We start from the raw sequence: 16,142 nt of genomic DNA, 5'->3' as shown, positions 1-16,142 counted from the left end.
CCTGACCTTCCGCCAGGCGGGCACACCTGACCGGCGGGTCAGCCTTCCCTGCGCTCAGGCCGGGAAGAGGGGGCCAGCCGCTCGGCGCCGGGGTCGGGGTCGGGCGCGGCGGCCCGCATCGTCGCCCTGGCCCGCTGCAGGGCGCTGTTCACCGAGGCCACGGTGGCGTCGAGCAGGCCGGCGGTCTCCCTGGCCGTCCAGCACAGGACGTCGCGGTAGAGCCACACGCGCAGCGTGCCGCGCCGTTCGTCGTAACGGTCGTAGGCCCGCCAGGCCCGGACCAGCGTCTCCTGCGCCGCCGGCCGGTTCACCGCGGAACGGTGAGATTCACATGGCCGAGCCGGGTGACAGGGCGCGGACGAGACCAGGCGTGAGCGTGCCGTTGAGCTCCTCCAGGTCCCACTTCCCCTCCTGGTACGCGTGGTTGGTGATCCAGAACACCATCACGCCCTTGTCGGGGAACCGGGCGAACTGACCGTACGACCAGTCGTTGCCGCCGTCGTGTTCGACCACCCGGCCGAACTCGGTGCGCGGGAACACGCCCCAGCCGTAGCCGTAGTGCAGCTTCGCCTTCCGGTCGACGACCACTCGTGGGGCGAACATCTCCGCCTTGGCCCGGCGGGACAGGATCCGGTCCCCCTCCAGCGCCCGGTGCCAGCGGTACATGTCCCGGGCGGTGGAGAGCATGCCGCCGTTGCCCCTCAGGTACCAGTGGGGACCGTCCGCCGCCCAGGGATGCTCGGTGGGCCGTCCCCGCCTCGTGCCCTGCCGGTCGTACTCGATCGCGATCTGGTCCGCCTTCCAGCGGGGCAGCACGTATCCGGTGCTCGTCATGCCGGCGGGCGCGAACAGGTGCTGGGCCAGGAAACGTTCGTACGACATGCCCGACACGCGCTCGATTATGGCGGCCAGCAGGCTGTAGCCCACGTTGGAGTAGTGGAACTCGGCTCCCGGCGCCGACCGCAGCGGCGACGCCAGCGCGCGCCGTGTCATGGTGTCGCGGGAGACGGGGTCGTAGTCGTCGCCGACGTCGCCCAGCCCTGAGGTGTGCGTCAGCAGGTGGCGCACGGTGATCCGGCGTTTGTCGGCCGGCACCGCACCGAGGTGGACGGTGATCCGGTCGGTGGTGCGCAGCCTGCCCGTCATCTGCAGCTTCATGATCCCGGCCGCGGTGAACTGCTTGGTGATCGACATGACGTCGTAGGCCGTGTCGCAGCCGGCCGGCGTCCGGTTCTCCCGATCGGCCAGGCCGAACCCGGCGCAGTGGACGAGCTCGCCGTGGCGGGCCACCGCCACGGTGCCGCCGGGGCCGGGGGGAAGCGTGCGATCGAGGAACGCCTCGATCCGCGGATGGACCTGAGCGGTGGACAACAGGACGCCGGCCAGAGCGGCGTGGAACCAGGTGGAGATCATGTGATCGACGCTGGCCGCTCCCCCGGCCCGTGGGCAAGGAATGTGCCGTTCCGGCTTGTGCGGGTCTGTGCGGCTCCGTTGTACTGCCAGGTTATGACCATCAGCCCTCCCGACCCGGCCGCCGCACGCACCGAGGTCGAATTCGTGGACCTGCTGCGACGGCTCAAGGCCTGGTCCGGACGCAGTTACCGCGACATCCAGCACCACGCGCAGCGGGCCGGCCGCCATCTGCCGTACTCGACCGCGGCCGGGATGCTCAAGCGCGAGACGCTGCCCCGGCGCGAGACGGTCACGGCGTTCGTCCTCGGTTGCGGTCTCGACGAACAGACGGCCGCGGCGTGGGACGCGGCCCGCACACGACTGGACATGGGCCTGCCACCCGAGCCGGAACCGAGGCCGGTGCCCGTGCCGGTGCCGGGACACGCTCCGCGCCGCCGCCGGTGGGTGGCGGCGGTGGCCGCGGTGGCGGCCGTCCTGGTGTTCGCGGCCAACGTCCACCAGACCGAGGACGAGGTCGCCCTGCGGGATGTGCCGGCGCTCAACCGGTGAATCGCTCAGCGCGACAGGTACCGGAGTTGTCCCTCGTGTACGTCGCTCACCCACTCCCAGCCCGGCTTGGCCGACGGGCCGATCCGGGGGTCGTCGGGGACGTGCCCGTTCCGCAGGCCGTGCACGTACGCCCGGTCCAGGTCGATCCGGGCCCGCGCCTGGCCCGATCCGCCGACGGAACCGTGACCCGGGATGACGACGTCGGCGTCACCCGCCGCGCTTTCGAGCAGCCGCAACGCGGCGAGATAGTCGTCGACCGGGTCGGCGGTGTCGTGTTCGAGCATCGGGACCAGGACGTCGGAGAGCATGTCACCGGCGATCAGGACGCCGTGTTCCCCGATCAGCAGCGCCGCGTGGCCGGGGGCGTGCGCCTGGTGCTCGATGACGCGGATCTCGGGGCCGTCCCAGGGGATGCGCGCGGTGCCGGCGGGCAGGCCGGTGACGAGGCCGAGGAGGTCGAGCGGCACCTGCCCGGCGATCTCGGTCTCGAGCAGGTGGTCGGCGATGCGGGTCTTCGCGTCGGGGTCGGACAGCTCCTCGCGGGCGGCGGCCGCGCAGGCCGCCGTGCCGTGCCGGGGCACGTCGCCGAACCCGGCGTGCCAGAGCAGATGGTCCCAGTGGGGATGCGTCGAGAAGCCCGCCACGACCGTGTGCCCCAGCTCCGACAGGTCGCTCACCAGGCAGTCGAGCTCGGCGGCCGTCACTCCGGGGTCGACGAGCAGCACCCCGGCGCGGCCCTCCACCACGACCGTGTTGGTCTGCACGAACACGCTCTCGTGGACCAGCACACCTTCGGCGACCCGCCTCAGCACGGGCCCGCCTCCTTCCCGTCCACGACGGCGTAGTGGTGCATGGTGACGCCCTGCTCGAACGACCGCCGTTCGAGCAGGGCGAGGTCGATCGGGCGGTCGTAGTCGTCGAACAGCGGCCTGCCGAAGCCGAGGATCGTGGGATGGGTGAAGAGCACCAGCTCGTCGAGGAGCCCGGCCCGGAGGAGCTGGGTCGCCAGCGCCGCCCCACCCACGCCGATGCCGCCGTCGGTCTCGGCCCGCAGGGCGGCGAGCCGCTCGATCGCGTCGTCGCCGCCGAAGATCCGGGTGTTGTGTGCGGCGCCGTTCCTGGTGCGGGAGACCAGCACCTTGGGCTTGGCCGTCCAGATCTCGCCGTATTCCCGCATGTAATCGGGCAGTGACGGGTCCTGCGGCGCCTGCGGCCAGTACTCCTCCATGACCTCGTAGTAGACGCGGCCGTGGACCAGGAGCGCGAGCTCCCGCGTCAGCGTGTTGCACGCGCGGTGCAGTTCCTCGTGGAGGCGCAGCCACTCGCCGGCGCCGTCGTCCCCGGGGACCTGCTCGATCCGCAGGTCGAGGGACACCTGCATCGCGTAGACGAAGCGGCCCATCAGCTCCCCTTCCCAAGTGATTGCATTTTGCAACTACTATCGGGAGGGCAAAACGCCTGTCAAGGAGGGAATCGTGGATTCACGGTCGGGCTGTCCGGTCAACGCCGCCGTCGAGGTGCTCGGAGACCGCTGGTCGCTGCTGGTGCTGCGCGACGTCGTCTTCGGCGACCGGCGCCACTTCCGCGCCCTGCTCACCGGGTCGGCCGAGGGCATCGCCTCGAACATCCTCGCCGACCGCCTCGTGCGGCTCGTCGAGGCCGGGCTCCTCACCCGCGGCACCGCCGCGCGGGGCCAGCGTGCCCGCTACAGCCTGACCGAGGCCGGCATCCGGACCCTTCCGATCATCTGCGCCCTGGGCGACTGGGGCCTCGACTGGCGTCCGGGCGGCGACGAACCGCGGGCCCGGCAGCAATTCATCCGCGACCAGGGCCCGGCGTTCGTCGAGGAGCTCATGGACGAGCTCCGGGTCCGGCATCTCGGCGCCCCGCCGAAGGCCCACGACGGTCCGGGCCCGTTCGAACGGCTCGCCGCCGCCCAGGGGTGAGGGCGTGGGACTCCTACACGTCGGCGGGCGCCTCGGCCGGCAGGGCCGCGCCCGCCTCCTGGAGTGCGCTGATCCGGCGCACGATCACGACGGCCAGCACGCCGCACACCACCACCAGCGGATACGTCGCCACGTCGAGCAGCGACCCCACGCGGATCGCCATCGCGTTCTCCTCGTCGGAGTACGCCACCCGCGCGGAGGCGTTGCCGAGGAAGACCGTCACCAGCCAGAGGATCCACCAGATCATCATCAGCACGCCGGGCCGCCTCCCCCGGGGGTCGGAGGCCCGCCAGATGTCGTCCACGATCTGCTTGGGGAACCAGAACGACACGATCGGCACGAACCAGCCGAAGAACAACCAGGGCGTGGCGCGCCGCTGCGGTAGCGTGGACATCTGCTCGGCGTTGTCCCGCACGCGGTAGAGCCAGACCACGAACATGATGCCCGCCAGCACGAACGTCGCGTTCACGCCGAGGTCGGCGAGCATGACCAGGAGCTCGTTGTCGGCGATCGCCTCGAAGTCGATGTCCTCCAGATCGGACAGGTCGTCGAGGGCGACGTCGAACGCGGCGTCGATCAGGGTGATGCGCTGGTAGTGCGCGACCGCCGCCAGCGTCTCGGCCAGCAGGTTGGCGACGAGGAACACGACGGTCGCCTTGGCCAGGCCGCGGACCGGCCAGAGTTGTGTTGAGGGATACATGTGCACCTTCGGAGGGGACGAAGATCCACAAAATACCGTGCCGGCGTGGCCGGGGCCACGCATCGCCGATGCGCGGCCCGACTCGTCCGGGCTACGCGTAGAGGAACCAGTAGCCGTGCTGGGGCACGCACTGGTAGGACGTCCACCAGCCCTCGGTGATGCCGAGGTTGCCCACCCGGTGGCAGTCCCAGTCGTAGTAGTAGACGTTGCGGAGAGTGGCCGCCTGCGCGGGCGCGGCGCCCACGGACAGCACGAAGCCGAATGCGAGCAGTGCGGAGACCATGAGTTTGCGCATGGCGCGAGAGTCGCACCCGGGCGTGCCCCCGGCCAGCGTGCCGATCTCGGGTTCACGATGACCTGGACCGGGCGGCCGTCCTGTGTGAAAGATTCAGCCTGCCGGCCTCACCCGGACTGGAGACGTGATGCGAAGCCTAACCTGCCTGGCACTCCTCGCGACCGTCGTGGCCTGCGGGAGGGAACCGGCCGTCGCTCGCCCGACCGCCACGCCGGCCCCGTCGCCGCGGATCACCGAGGAGACCGATCGGTTCCAGGACGAACTGACACTCGCCGACGGCCGCCGGGTGGCGATGCAGTACAAGGCCGGCCGGGGACTCTTCGAGCAGCACTACGACCCGGGCACCGGGACGTGGTCCCATCCGCGCCTGATCTACGGCACGAAGACCGACCCCTGCCAGAGCATCAAGCTCCAGGCCAAGGGCGGCACGGTCACGGCGATCGCGAACTTCGGCCGCTACTGCGCGGACGGCGAGCCGCCCACCGAGTCGATCGCCGCGGTGGCCGTGGGGAACCTCGACGCGTGGGACCACCACCTGACCCGGAAGTTCGACGGCTGGGCGCGGGCCACCGTCACCGACGAAGGCCGGAAGGTCACCTTCGTCCGCAACGCCACCCACGTCCGGGTGAAGCTGGTCTGGACCTCGGCCGACGGCTTCTCCGACGCCGTCTTCACCTACCCGAAGTGATCGCCGCCGGTCAGCGCTTGAGGTCCTTCTCGTCGATCACCTGGTCGGCCCGGGGCGCCGCAACGGAGACCTTGGCGCCCCAGTTGTAGAGACGGGTGTCGGAGACGTGGTCGACGATGCTGCCGCCGGGGACGGGCATCCGCATCGTGACGCGGAGGCGCGTGACCAGACCCTCCTTGCTGAGGGAGAACGCGTAGGTGATCTTGGAGATTTGCCCGCTCTCGCTCTTGCCGCCGGGGCCGTACTGCTTGCGGAACACCGGTGAGAGCGCGGCCATCTTCGCGCTCGTGGTGGACCCCTTCACCACGCCCCCGCGGACAGAGTCGGCCCTCGCGATCAGGGCCTTGACCGTGCTGGGCTCGAACACGCTGATGATGATCCCCTCGGGCTCGGCGGGGATCGGCCGCTTGCGCACCCAGGACTTGCCCTCCGGCAGCCCCTCACCCGCCCAGCGGCCCTGCATGTACGCCGCCTTCGGCAACGAGATCACCCTGCCGGGGGCCTCCAGGCTCTTCCGCATCTCGCGCTCGTCCTTCTTCGAGTCGTCGAAGAAGCCCTTGTCGTAGCGCACCTTCTTGGTGAGATCCGACGCGACCGCCCCCTTCGCGCCGAACTGGATCACGCCGATCTCCTGGGTGACGCTTCCGTGCCCGCCCTTCACCCGCACCTGCTGCACGGTCTTGAACTTGACGCCCTGCCCGGCGACGAACTGCGCCTGCAGCGCCCTGATCGGATCGGGCTTGGCCGCCGCCGGCTGTGCCTGCACGAGCGAAGCGCTCACGATCACCATGGTTCCGGCCATCACTTTTTTCACGGGCGGAAGTCTCACAATGCCAGGTCACGGCGTGATCACGTGCACCACGCCCCGCAAGTGTTCGATACCATCGAACAAATCCGCGTGAGCCATGGGGAGATCAGGTGGCCAGGAACGACCGGCGTGCCGGCGACGGCGACAACCAGCAGGTGCTGGTCGGCGCCCGGGTGCGGCAGTTCCGCACCGAGCGGGGGCTGACCCTGCGCGGGCTGTCGGCCCAGTCGGGGCTCTCGATCGGGTTCCTGTCCCAGGTCGAGCGGGGTGTCTCGTCGATCGGGCTGACCGCGCTCAACAGCCTCGCCAAGGCGCTCGACCGGCCGGTGCCGGAGTTCTTCAGCGCCGACGACCCCGAGCCGCGCTCCGAGCCGGCCGCCGCGCCCCTCCACTTCACCCTGACCCGCCGCGACGACGGCGCGACGCAGTACGTGTCGGGCCAGACCACCTACCGCATGCTCTCCGACCGGGGGCCTGACCTGGTGCTGGAGCCGATGCTGGTGCACATCGCGCCGGGTGGGAAGCGGGAGGAGTCCTACGGCCACCGGGGCGAGGAGTTCGCCTACGTCGTGCACGGCGAGCTGCTCTACGAGGTCGATGGGGTGGAACACCGGCTGCTGCCGGGCGACAGCGTGCACCTGCGGTCGAGTGTGCCCCACCGGCTTTACAACGACACCGACGAAGTGACCACGGTGGTGTCCGTGGTCACTCCCCGGTTGTTCTGACGCGGCTCTGTTCACTCCTACGTAACATCGCGGACGAGTTCCGCGTGGTGGTGCACGATCGCCCAGCCCGTCGCCGAGCGGCGCAGCACGTCGGTGACCCGGGTGTGCTCCGGCTCGCCGCCCGGCGCGACCGCGACGAGCACGTAACGGGCCACGGCGGTGTCGCCCCACACGTCCACGCGCATCTCGCGGGCGCTCAGCGAGTCGAGCGACGGGCGGGCCCCGGCGGCGTCGCGCCGGGCGCGGTAGGCGTCGAGTTCGGCCCGGGTGCGCAGCGGGCCCGGCAGGTGAGTCTCCCAGGTGGTCACCTCGGGGTGGAGGTGGCTGTCGAACCGGGTGCGGTCGCCCGCGAGGAAGGCGTCGTACATGTCGTCGATGGCGGCCGCCACGTCGGCGGCGGCGGTGCCGCGCGTGAGGTCGAAGGCGGTCACAGGGCGGCCCGGCCGTTCTGGTCGTCGCGCACGACCCGGCCGCCGGACATCACCCAGCGCACGCCCCGGAACGCCGACGCCGACTCCAGCGGGTCGGCGTCCATGGCGATGAGGTCGGCGTACTTGCCGGGCTCGACGGTGCCGAGGTCGGCCTCCGCGCCGAGCCAGCGGATCGGGCCGAGGGTGCCGGCGTAGAGGGCGCGGGCGGGGCCGAGGCCGGCGTCCGCCATGTGCTCAAGTTCGCGGACGGTGGCGTTGGTGCCCTCGAAGTCCCAGAACGGGGGCATGTCGCTGCCGAGCAGCACCTCCACGCCCGCCTCCAGCGCGAGGGCGTAGCTCTCCAGGTGGCGGGGGCCTGCCCCCAGCGAGCGCTGCTGCATCCACTCGGGCACGCCGAGTTCGTCGAAGAACGCCTTGCAGCGGGTGACCAGCAGGGTCGGCACCAGCGCGGTGCCCCGGGCGGCCATCGCGGCGACCACCTCGGCGGTGAGCTGGTAGCCGTGCTCGACGCAGTCGAGACCCAGTGCGACCGCCTCGGCGATGACCGGGGCGGGGCCCGCGTGGGCGGTGACCTTGCGGCCCCAGGCGTGCGCGGTCTCGATGACGGCGGTCAGCTCGTCGGTGAAGAGCTGGCGGGTGTCGATGTCCTCGTGTTCGCCCGCGATGCCGCCGGAGATCATCACCTTGATCAGGTCGGCGCCGGCCTTGACCTGGCTGCGCACCCCCTGGCGGAAGCCGTCGGCGCCGTCGCACTCCAGGGTGTCGGTGCCCTCGTGGCCGTGGCCGCCGGTGGAGACCAGCGCGCGGCCCGCCGTGAAGACGCGCGGGCCGGTCGCGCGGCCGGAGGCGATGGCGCGGCGCAGCGCGAAGTCGGCGTGGTCCTTCTCGGCGACGCAGCGCACGGTGGTGACCCCGCAGAGCAGGGTGCGGCGGGCGCCGTCGGCCATGTAGAAGGCCAGGTCGTGCGGGCTGAGGCCCTTGACCGTGTCGCCGCCCTGGCCGGGCAGCGACAGGGACAGGTGGGTGTGCATGTTCGTCAGGCCGGGCGTCAGGAACGCGCCGCCCAGGTCGACGCGCCGGTGGTCTCGCCCGGCCTCGGCCAGGACGTCGCGGGCGGGGCCGACGGCGGCGATGCGGTCGCCGCGCACCCACACCGCCGCGTCGCGCAGGGGGGCGACGCCGTCGAGGACGCGGGCGTCGACCACCGTGCAGCCGGTCAGCACGGTCGAGTTCATGAAGGGTTCTTCCTTTCGTACAGGTCTCGGGCCGCCTCGGCGGAGACGTAGCCCTCGGCGAGGTCGTCGCGGACGGCCGCCGGGTCGCGGTCGCGGGGGTCGCCGTGGCCGCCGCCCCCGGCCGTGAGCAGGGTGACGCGGTCGCCGGGCGCGACGGCGGTGCGGCGGGTGCTGACGCGGTGTTCGCGGTCGGTGCCGGGGAACACGATCACCTGGGTGGGGTCGGGTTCGTGGCCGCCGTCGAGGGCCCAGGGGCGGGAGCGGGTCTTCTTGACGACCGACAGGAACTCGCCCCCGGTGACGAACCGGATGTCTCGCCGCAGGCCGGGGCCGCCGCGATGCCTGCCCGCGCCGCCCGAGTCGGTGCGGATCTCCAGCCGCTCGACGAACATCCCGGTCCTGGCCTCCAGCACCTCGATCGGGGTGGTGCGGGCCTGGGTCTGGGCCAGGTGGTTGGCCGGGCCGATGCCGTCGTGGTGCGGGGTGCCGCCCCAGCCGACCGGTTCGTTGTTGCTGACCGCGAACAACTTCCCGGTGTCGGGGTGGACGCCGACCATCATGAAGCCCGGCACGTCGCCTCCGGACGAGGCGGGCAGCCGGTCGGGCATGCCCTGCGCGAGCGCCTTGTAGATGAGTTCGAGCGCCACCGTGCCGGTCCACTGGGTGAAGGTCGCCGCCGGGTAGACCGCGTGGAAGAGCGTGCCGGGCTCGGCCCGGACGGTCAGGGCGGTGAAGTGCCCGGCGTTGGCGGCCTCGCCGGGCGTGGTGATCGCCTTGAACGCGACCCGCGCGGTCGCGATGGTCGCCCCCAGGGGCAGGTTCACCGGCCCGGCTACGGCGGGTGAGGAACCGGCGAAGTCGACGACGCAGCTCCCGTCGGCGACGGTGACGGTGACCCGCATCCGCACGGGGTCGTCGGTGACGCCGTCGTCGTCGAGCCAGTCCTCGGCCGTCCACGACCCCTGCGGCAGCGCCGCCAGGGCGTCGGCGGTGGACGCCTCGGCCACCGCGATCACGGTGTCGATCACCTCGGCGACGGCGCCCCGGCCGTACCTCCTGCTCAGTTCGACCAGGCGGCGTTCGCCCGTGCGCAGGGCGGCGATCTGGGCGTGCAGGTCGCCGAGCACCTCGTCGGGCATGCGCGAGTTGAAGCGGATCAACTCATGGACCGCGTGCACCGGCTCGCCCCGGGAGACGACCTTCGTGCCGGGGAAGATGACGCCTTCCTGGTGCATGTCGGTCGAGTCGAGCACGTAACCGGGGTCCTTCGCGCCCAGGTCCATCCAGTGGGCCCGCACGCAGACGAAGCCGATCAGCTCGTCGTCGAAGACCGGGGCGAACAGCGTCGCGTCGTAGGAGTGGGCGGCGTTCCAGTACGGATAGTTCATCAGCACCACGTCGCCCGGGTGCAGGTTCTCGCGGCCGACGTACTCCACGCCCCTGCGGATGGAGTAGTCGTTGGCGCCCAGGAACCGGCTCAGGCCGGTCGACTCGGCGACCAGGCGCAGTCGTGGGTCGTAGAGCGAGATGCCGAAGTCGTGCACCTCGTAGACGACCGGGTTGAACGAGGTGCGCACCAGCGTGGCCCGCATCTCCTCGGCCACCGAGACCAGGTGGCTGCGCACGACCTCGACGGTGGTGCCGTCAGTCATCGACGTCCACTCCGTAGAGGTCGCGGGCCGCCTGCGGGGAGACGTAGCCCTCGGCGACGTCGTCGCGGACGGCCGCCGGGTCGCGGTCGCGGGGGTCGCCGTGGCCGCCGCCGCCCGCGGTGAGCAGGGTGACGCGGTCGCCCGGCGCGACGGCGGTGCGGCGGGTGCTGACCCGCTCCTCCCGGTCGGTGCCCGGAAACACGATCACCTGGTTGGCCTCGGGCTCGTGGCCGCCGTCGAGGGCCCACGGGCGGGACCGGGTCTTCTTGATCACCGACAGGAACTCGCCCCCGGTGACGAACCGGATGTCCCGCCGCAGGCCCGCGCCGCCCCGGTGCCGTCCCGCGCCGCCGGAGTCGGTGCGGATCTCGACCCGCTCGAAGAACATGCCGGTCTTGGCCTCCAGCACCTCGATCGGGGTGGTGCGGCCGGTGCTGCCGGAGACGTGGGTGGCGGCGTGCATGCCGTCGTGGTGCGGGGTCGCGCCCCAGCCGACCGGGTCGTTGTTGCTGACCGCGAACAACTTCCCGGTGTCGGGGTGGACGCCGACCATCATGAAGCCCGGCACGTCGCCGCCCGACGAGGCCGCCAGCCGGTCGGGCATGCCCTGGGCCAGCGCCTTGAGGATCAGCTCCACGGCGACGATGCCGGTCCAGAGGGTGAAGGTGGGCTGCGGATAGACGGCGTGGAACAGCGTGCCCGGCTCGGCCTTCACCACCAGCGGCGCGACGGTGCCCTCGTTGGAGGGCTGGTCGGCCGAGGTGAGCGACTTGAGCACGACCTTGCAGATCGCCTCGGTCGCGCCGTAGGGCATGTTGATCGGCCCGGCCGTCGCCGGGGCGGATCCGGCGAAGTCGACGGTGAACACGCCGTCGGCGATGGTGACCGTGACCTGCATCTTCACCGGGTCGTCGGTGATGCCGTCGTCGTCGACCCAGTCGACCGCCGTCCAGGAGCCCTGCGGCAGCGCGGCCAGCGCCGCGCGGGTGCGCGCCTCGCCGTCGGCGATGATGCGCTCGACGGCGGCCTCGACGGTGGGACGGCCGAACTTGGCGAGGATCTCCAGGAAGCGGCGCTCCCCCGTGCGCAGGGCGGCGATCTGGGCGTGCAGGTCGCCGAGCACCTCGTCGGGCATGCGCGAGTTGAACCGGATCAGCTCGTGGATCTCCCTGACGGGCTCGCCACGGGAGACGACCTTCGTGCCCGGGAAGATGAGGCCTTCCTGGTGCATGTCGGTCGAGTCGAGCACGTAGCCGGGGTCCTTCGCGCCCAGGTCCATCCAGTGCGCTCGCACGCACAGGAAGCCGACCAGGTCCGCGCCCTCGAAGACCGGCGCGAACAGGGTCGCGTCGTAGGCGTGGGCGGAGTTCCAGTACGGATAGTTCATCAGCACCACGTCGCCGGGGTGCAGGTTCTCGCGGCCGACGTACTCCACGCCCCTGCGCAGGGCGAAGTCGTTGGCCCCGAGGAAGAAGGTCAGGCCGGTGGCCTCGGCGATCAGGCGCATCCCGGCGTCGTACATCGACATGCCGAAGTCGTGCACCTCGTAGATGACGGGGTTGAACGAGGTGCGCACCAGCGTGGCGCGCATCTCCTCGGCCGCCGACAGCAGGTAGCTGCGCACGACCTCCACGGTCGCGCCGTCGAGCTCGGTCATCACGCCTCCTCGTCGAGGGTCACCAGCAGGTGGCCGAATTCGTCGACCTCGACGCGCTGGCCGCTGGGCACCACGGTGGTGGAGGTGCCCTCGTCGACCAGGGCCGGACCGGCGAAGGCGTCGCCGGGGGCGAGGTCGGCCCGGTCGTAGACCGCGAAGTCGGACAGCGCGCGCACGCCGAAGTCGTAGGCCCGGCGCAGCCGGGGCACGAGGTCCTTCTCGCGGCGGGGCGGGCGCACGAGTTCCGGCCGGTCGGCCCGGCCGATGCCGCGGACCCGCAGGTTGAGGATTTGGAGCGGGTTGCCCATGGCGTGGCCGTAGCGGGCGCGGTGCAGCTCCTCGAAGGTGACCCTGACGGTCTCGGCGTCGAGGTCGCGGCCGACCGGGACGGTCAGCGTGTGCTCCTGGCCCAGGTAGCGCAGTTCGAGCTGCCGCTCCAGGATCGCCAGGCCGGCGGGCACGCCCTGCTCCTTCAGCGAGGCCACCGCCTCGGCCTCCACCTCGGCGAACCGTTCGTCCAGGCCGGCGAGGTCGATGTCGTCGAGGGTCGCCATCACGGTCCGGGAGAAGTCGCCGACGATGTCGGCCGACAACATGCCCCAGGCGGAGAAGCCCGAGGGCGCGAACGGCACGACCACCTCGCGGATGCCCATCTCCCTGGCCAGCAGCGGGGCCAGCAGCGGCCCGGCCCCGCCGAAGGCGAGCAGCGAGAAGACCCTGGGGTCGTGGCCGCGCTCCACGGTGATCTGCCGGACCGCGCCGACCGTCTTGGCCAGCAGCACGTCGAACACCCCGGCGGCGGCCGACTCCACCGGCAGCCCGAGCGGCCCGGCGATCTGCTCCTCCAGCGCGGCGCGGGCGGCCTCGGCGTGCAGGCCCATCTCGCCGCCGAGGAACCGGTCGGGGTCGACGTAGCCGAGGACGACGGCGGCGTCGGTGACCGTGGGGCGGGCGCCACCCCGGCCGTAGGAGACCGGGCCCGGGTCGGCCCCGGCGCTCTCCGGGCCGACCTTGAGCAGGCCCCGGTCCAGCCAGGCGATCGAGCCGCCGCCCGCGCCGATGGTGCGGATGTCGTACGTCGGGATGAGCAGCGGGAAGTGTTCGAGCTGGGCCTCGTAGGCGGCCACCGCCGAGCCGCGCTCGATGACGCAGGCGTCCAGCGAGGTGCCGCCGATGTCGAAGGTGAGCAGGTAGTCGCGCTTGAGGGCGTCGGCCAGGTAGGCCGCGCCGACGATGCCCCCGGCCGGGCCGGACAACACCGTGTGGGTGGGCGAGGTCTTGGCCACCGAGGAGGTCATCGAGCCGCCGCCCGAGCGCATGATGAGGAACCGGCCGCCGAAGCCGCGCGCCGCCAGCCCGGCCTCCAGCTCGTCGACGTAGCTCTCGAAGATGGGCCGGATGTAGGCCTCCAGCACGGTCGTGCTGGTGCGTTCGTACTCGCGGTACTCGCGCACGATGTCGGTCGACAGCGACAGGCTGACCTGCGGATAGGCTTCGCGGATGATCGCCGCCGCCTGCCGCTCGTGGGCGGGGTTGAGGTAGGAGTGCAGGAAGCAGACGGCGATGCCGTGCACACCGTGCTCCTCGACGAGGGTGCGGGCCGCCGCGCGCACGCTGTCGGGGTCGAGGTCCTCCACCACGCGGCCCCGGTAGTCGAGCCGCCCCCTGACGCCCGCCGTGTGGCGGCGGCGGACCAGGCTCTCGGGGCGTTCGTACTGGAAGTCGTACATGTGGTCGGGCGGCACGTTGCCCCGGCCGATGAGGAAGACGTCGCGGAAGCCCTCGTTGGTGATGATGCCGGTCGGGCCGCCCCGGCGCTCCAGCACGGCGTTCAGGCCGAGGGTGGTGCCGTGGATGAACAGCTCCACCCGGGACAGGTCGGTGCCCAGCGCCTCGATCGCGTTGAGCACGCCCTCCCACGGCCGGGCCGGCGTCGTGGAGGCCTTGCGGAACCGGACCCGGTTGGTGCGCGAGTCCAGCTCCATCGCGTCGACGAAGGTGCCCCCGATGTCGACGGCCAGCCGGATGGTGCGTTCAGACACGGATGTCACTACCTTTCAGCAGATCGGGGATCTCGGGCACCCGCCGGCAGGCCGCCCGGGTGTTCCCGTAGGGCCGGAGCTCCTGCTCCTCGGTGCGGCAGCGGTCGTCCGCGAACGGGCAGCGTGCGGCCAGCGGGCACCCGGGGCCGGCGGCCTCGGTGTCGTCCAGGTCCTCGGTCAGCGTGATCTTCGGGCCGGAGAAGCCGTCGCCGAGGCTGGGCGCGCTCGACAACAACGCCCGGGTGTAGGGGTGGCGGGGATTGCCGAAGACCTCCTCGACCGGGCCCTCCTCGACGATCCGGCCGAGGTAGAGCACGATCACCCGGTCGGCGAAACCGCGCACGGTGGCCAGGTCGTGCGAGATGAAGACCGAACCCCGGGCGGGGTCGCGCACCACGTCGGCGATCACTTCGAGGATCTGCGCCTGCACGGTGACGTCCAGCGCCGAGGTGGGCTCGTCGAAGACCAGCACGTCGGGTTCGCCGGCGAGCGCGCGGGCGATGCAGACCCGCTGCGCCTGCCCGCCGGACAGTTCGTGGGGGTGGCGGGCCAGCATCGAGCGGTCGAGCTTCAGCCGGTCGGCCAGGGCCTCGACCCGCTCGGCCCGCCGCGCCGCGGAGAGGCCGAGGGCCCGGAGCGGTTCGGCGATGGCGTCGGCGACGGTGCGGCGCGGGCTGAGCGAGCCGATCGGGTCCTGGAACACCATCTGGACGCGGGTGCGCAGCCGGCGCAGCTCACGTCCGCGCAGGGCGGACATGCGCGAACCGGCCACCCGGACGTCGCCGCGCGCCGCGGGCACCAGGCCGAGCAGCAGCTTGGCGAGGGTGCTCTTGCCGCAGCCGCTCTCCCCCACCACGCCGAGCGTCTCGCCCGCCGCCACCCGCAGGCTGACCCCGCGCAGCGCGGCGTGGCCGCCCGTGCCGAACCGGCTGCGGTAGACCACGTGGGCGTCGTCGACCTCCAGCACCGGCTCCTTCGCCGCGCCGCCCCGTCCGGAGGACTCGGCGGCCGGTTCCTCGCGGGCGAGCTCGTCGGTACGGGGGTGGAAGCAGGCCAGCGTCCAGTCGCCGGCCGCGCCGGGCACCCAGGAGACGGGCGGGCGCTCCGACGTGCACGCGGCGGTGGCGTGCGCGCAGCGCGGCGCGAACGGGCAGTCGCGCGGGGCGGCCTTGAGCAGGGGCATCGCGCCGGGCGTGGCGACGACCGCGCGGCCGTCGACGTCGGGGACCGACCGCAACAACGCCCGCGTGTACGGGTGGGCGGGCCGCCCCAGCACCCGCGCGGCCGGGCCGCTCTCCACCACGGTGCCCGCGTAGAGCACCACGACGCGGTCGCACACGCCGGCGATCGAGGCGAGGTCATGCGAGATGAGCAGCACGCCCCGGCCGTCGGTGTCGGCGGCGAGCCGGAACCGGCGCAGGATCTCCCTGGTCAGCGTCACGTCGAGGCCGGTGGTCGGCTCGTCGGCGATGAGCAGGCCGGGGGCGCAGCCGGTGGCCAGCGAGATCATCACCCGCTGCGCCATGCCGCCCGACAACTCGTGCGGGTAGGCGTCCAGCCGCCGCCGGGGCGAACGGATGCCGACCGTCGCGAACTGCTCCTCGGCGGCCTTCCTGGCCTCCGCCCCGGTGAGCCGCTGGTGGGTGGTCAGCCGGTCGGTGAGCTGGCGGCCCACGGTCCTGGTCGGGCTCAGCGCGCCGCGCGGGTTCTGGAAGCAGATGGCCGCGCCGTGCCCACGATGGCGGCGCAGCGCGTCGTCGTCCATGCGCAGCACGTCGTCGCCCTCGAAGCGGACCGCGCCACTGGCGAGGGACCCGCCGGGGAGCAGCCCGACGATCGAGCGGGCGACCATGCTCTTGCCGCCGCCGCTCTCCCCCACCAGGCCGACCACCTCGCCGCGGCCGACCCGCAGCGTGACGCCGCTGAGCGCGGCCACCTCGCGGCCGGGACGCCGGATGACGACCGACAGGTCCTCGATCGAGAGAAGGTCGGTATCCACGG

Annotated in this window: 17 protein-coding genes; 4 read left to right on the top strand and 13 right to left on the bottom strand. The window is 72.2% G+C overall.

The window, feature by feature from the left end:
- Nucleotides 1-38 precede the first annotated feature (38 nt).
- Nucleotides 39-311 (bottom strand): sigma factor, encoded by a 273-nt coding sequence (locus GT755_RS28810; RefSeq protein ID WP_161482732.1) that lies wholly within the window; start codon nt 309-311, stop codon nt 39-41.
- A gap of 16 nt (nt 312-327) precedes the next feature.
- Nucleotides 328-1,413: a serine hydrolase domain-containing protein gene (locus GT755_RS28805; RefSeq protein ID WP_161482731.1), complete on the bottom strand. Its 1,086-nt coding sequence runs from the start codon at nt 1,411-1,413 to the stop codon at nt 328-330.
- Between the two features lie 93 nt (nt 1,414-1,506).
- Here GT755_RS28805 and GT755_RS28800 point away from each other — a divergent pair, with 93 nt between their 5' ends.
- Nucleotides 1,507-1,962 (top strand): hypothetical protein, encoded by a 456-nt coding sequence (locus GT755_RS28800; RefSeq protein WP_161482730.1) that lies wholly within the window; start codon nt 1,507-1,509, stop codon nt 1,960-1,962.
- Nucleotides 1,963-1,967: 5 nt separating this feature from the next.
- On the opposite strand, the gene GT755_RS28795 is transcribed toward GT755_RS28800, so the two are convergent.
- The gene (locus tag GT755_RS28795) at nt 1,968-2,774 is read right to left on the bottom strand and encodes an MBL fold metallo-hydrolase (RefSeq protein ID WP_161482729.1); all 807 of its coding nucleotides are present in this window, start codon (nt 2,772-2,774) and stop codon (nt 1,968-1,970) included.
- Entirely contained in the window at nt 2,768-3,364 is a 597-nt protein-coding gene (locus tag GT755_RS28790; protein ID WP_161482728.1) for a dihydrofolate reductase family protein, read from the bottom strand. The genes GT755_RS28795 and GT755_RS28790 overlap by 7 nt, the downstream gene beginning before the upstream one ends.
- A gap of 73 nt (nt 3,365-3,437) precedes the next feature.
- Between GT755_RS28790 and GT755_RS28785 the strand changes: the two genes are divergently transcribed.
- A complete protein-coding gene (locus tag GT755_RS28785; protein ID WP_161482727.1) occupies nt 3,438-3,908 on the top strand; it encodes a winged helix-turn-helix transcriptional regulator in 471 nt (156 codons plus the stop codon).
- 13 nt (nt 3,909-3,921) lie between these two features.
- Here GT755_RS28785 and GT755_RS28780 read toward each other — a convergent pair whose 3' ends face one another.
- Together GT755_RS28780 and GT755_RS28775 are read right to left on the bottom strand one after the other, a co-directional pair.
- Nucleotides 3,922-4,608 (bottom strand): DUF4328 domain-containing protein, encoded by a 687-nt coding sequence (locus GT755_RS28780; protein WP_161482726.1) that lies wholly within the window; start codon nt 4,606-4,608, stop codon nt 3,922-3,924.
- A gap of 91 nt (nt 4,609-4,699) precedes the next feature.
- Entirely contained in the window at nt 4,700-4,903 is a 204-nt protein-coding gene (locus GT755_RS28775) for a hypothetical protein (protein ID WP_030455758.1), read from the bottom strand.
- A 127-nt stretch (nt 4,904-5,030) separates the two neighbouring features.
- Between GT755_RS28775 and GT755_RS38740 the strand changes: the two genes are divergently transcribed.
- On the top strand, nt 5,031-5,591 hold the full coding sequence (locus GT755_RS38740) for a hypothetical protein (RefSeq protein ID WP_202610642.1): 561 nt from the start codon (nt 5,031-5,033) through the stop codon (nt 5,589-5,591).
- Between the two features lie 10 nt (nt 5,592-5,601).
- On the opposite strand, the gene GT755_RS28765 is transcribed toward GT755_RS38740, so the two are convergent.
- Nucleotides 5,602-6,372 carry a hypothetical protein gene (locus GT755_RS28765; protein ID WP_161482725.1) on the bottom strand — a complete coding sequence of 257 codons (771 nt, stop codon included), beginning with the start codon at nt 6,370-6,372 and terminating at the stop codon, nt 5,602-5,604.
- 137 nt (nt 6,373-6,509) lie between these two features.
- On the opposite strand from GT755_RS28765, the gene GT755_RS28760 reads away from it, so the two are divergent.
- Nucleotides 6,510-7,124, top strand: coding sequence for a helix-turn-helix domain-containing protein (locus GT755_RS28760; RefSeq protein ID WP_161482724.1), 615 nt, complete (start codon nt 6,510-6,512; stop codon nt 7,122-7,124).
- A gap of 17 nt (nt 7,125-7,141) precedes the next feature.
- Here the strand turns inward: GT755_RS28760 and GT755_RS28755 are convergent, their stop codons facing one another.
- From GT755_RS28755 to GT755_RS28730, 6 genes are read right to left on the bottom strand one after another with little or no spacing between them, the layout of a single operon-like run.
- Nucleotides 7,142-7,555 carry a nuclear transport factor 2 family protein gene (locus GT755_RS28755; RefSeq protein WP_202610641.1) on the bottom strand — a complete coding sequence of 138 codons (414 nt, stop codon included), beginning with the start codon at nt 7,553-7,555 and terminating at the stop codon, nt 7,142-7,144.
- Nucleotides 7,552-8,790, bottom strand: coding sequence for an amidohydrolase family protein (locus tag GT755_RS28750; RefSeq protein ID WP_161482723.1), 1,239 nt, complete (start codon nt 8,788-8,790; stop codon nt 7,552-7,554). The genes GT755_RS28755 and GT755_RS28750 overlap by 4 nt, the downstream gene beginning before the upstream one ends.
- Nucleotides 8,787-10,442, bottom strand: a complete 1,656-nt coding sequence (locus GT755_RS28745; RefSeq protein WP_161482722.1) for a hydantoinase B/oxoprolinase family protein — start codon at nt 10,440-10,442, stop codon at nt 8,787-8,789. The genes GT755_RS28750 and GT755_RS28745 overlap by 4 nt, the downstream gene beginning before the upstream one ends.
- Nucleotides 10,435-12,099, bottom strand: coding sequence for a hydantoinase B/oxoprolinase family protein (locus GT755_RS28740; protein ID WP_161482721.1), 1,665 nt, complete (start codon nt 12,097-12,099; stop codon nt 10,435-10,437). Before GT755_RS28740 ends, GT755_RS28745 begins: the two co-directional genes overlap by 8 nt.
- Complete coding sequence (locus GT755_RS28735; RefSeq protein WP_161482720.1) at nt 12,099-14,141, bottom strand: hydantoinase/oxoprolinase family protein; 2,043 nt, start codon at nt 14,139-14,141, stop codon at nt 12,099-12,101. The genes GT755_RS28740 and GT755_RS28735 overlap by 1 nt, the downstream gene beginning before the upstream one ends.
- On the bottom strand, nt 14,134-16,140 hold the full coding sequence (locus GT755_RS28730) for a dipeptide ABC transporter ATP-binding protein (RefSeq protein WP_161482719.1): 2,007 nt from the start codon (nt 16,138-16,140) through the stop codon (nt 14,134-14,136). Before GT755_RS28730 ends, GT755_RS28735 begins: the two co-directional genes overlap by 8 nt.
- Between the last annotated feature and the right edge of the window lie 2 nt (nt 16,141-16,142).

This window comes from Herbidospora solisilvae (assembly GCF_009901565.1).
Taxonomy (GTDB): Bacteria; Actinomycetota; Actinomycetes; order Streptosporangiales; family Streptosporangiaceae; genus Herbidospora; species Herbidospora solisilvae.
This window is presented reverse-complemented; position numbering and strand designations above follow the sequence as displayed.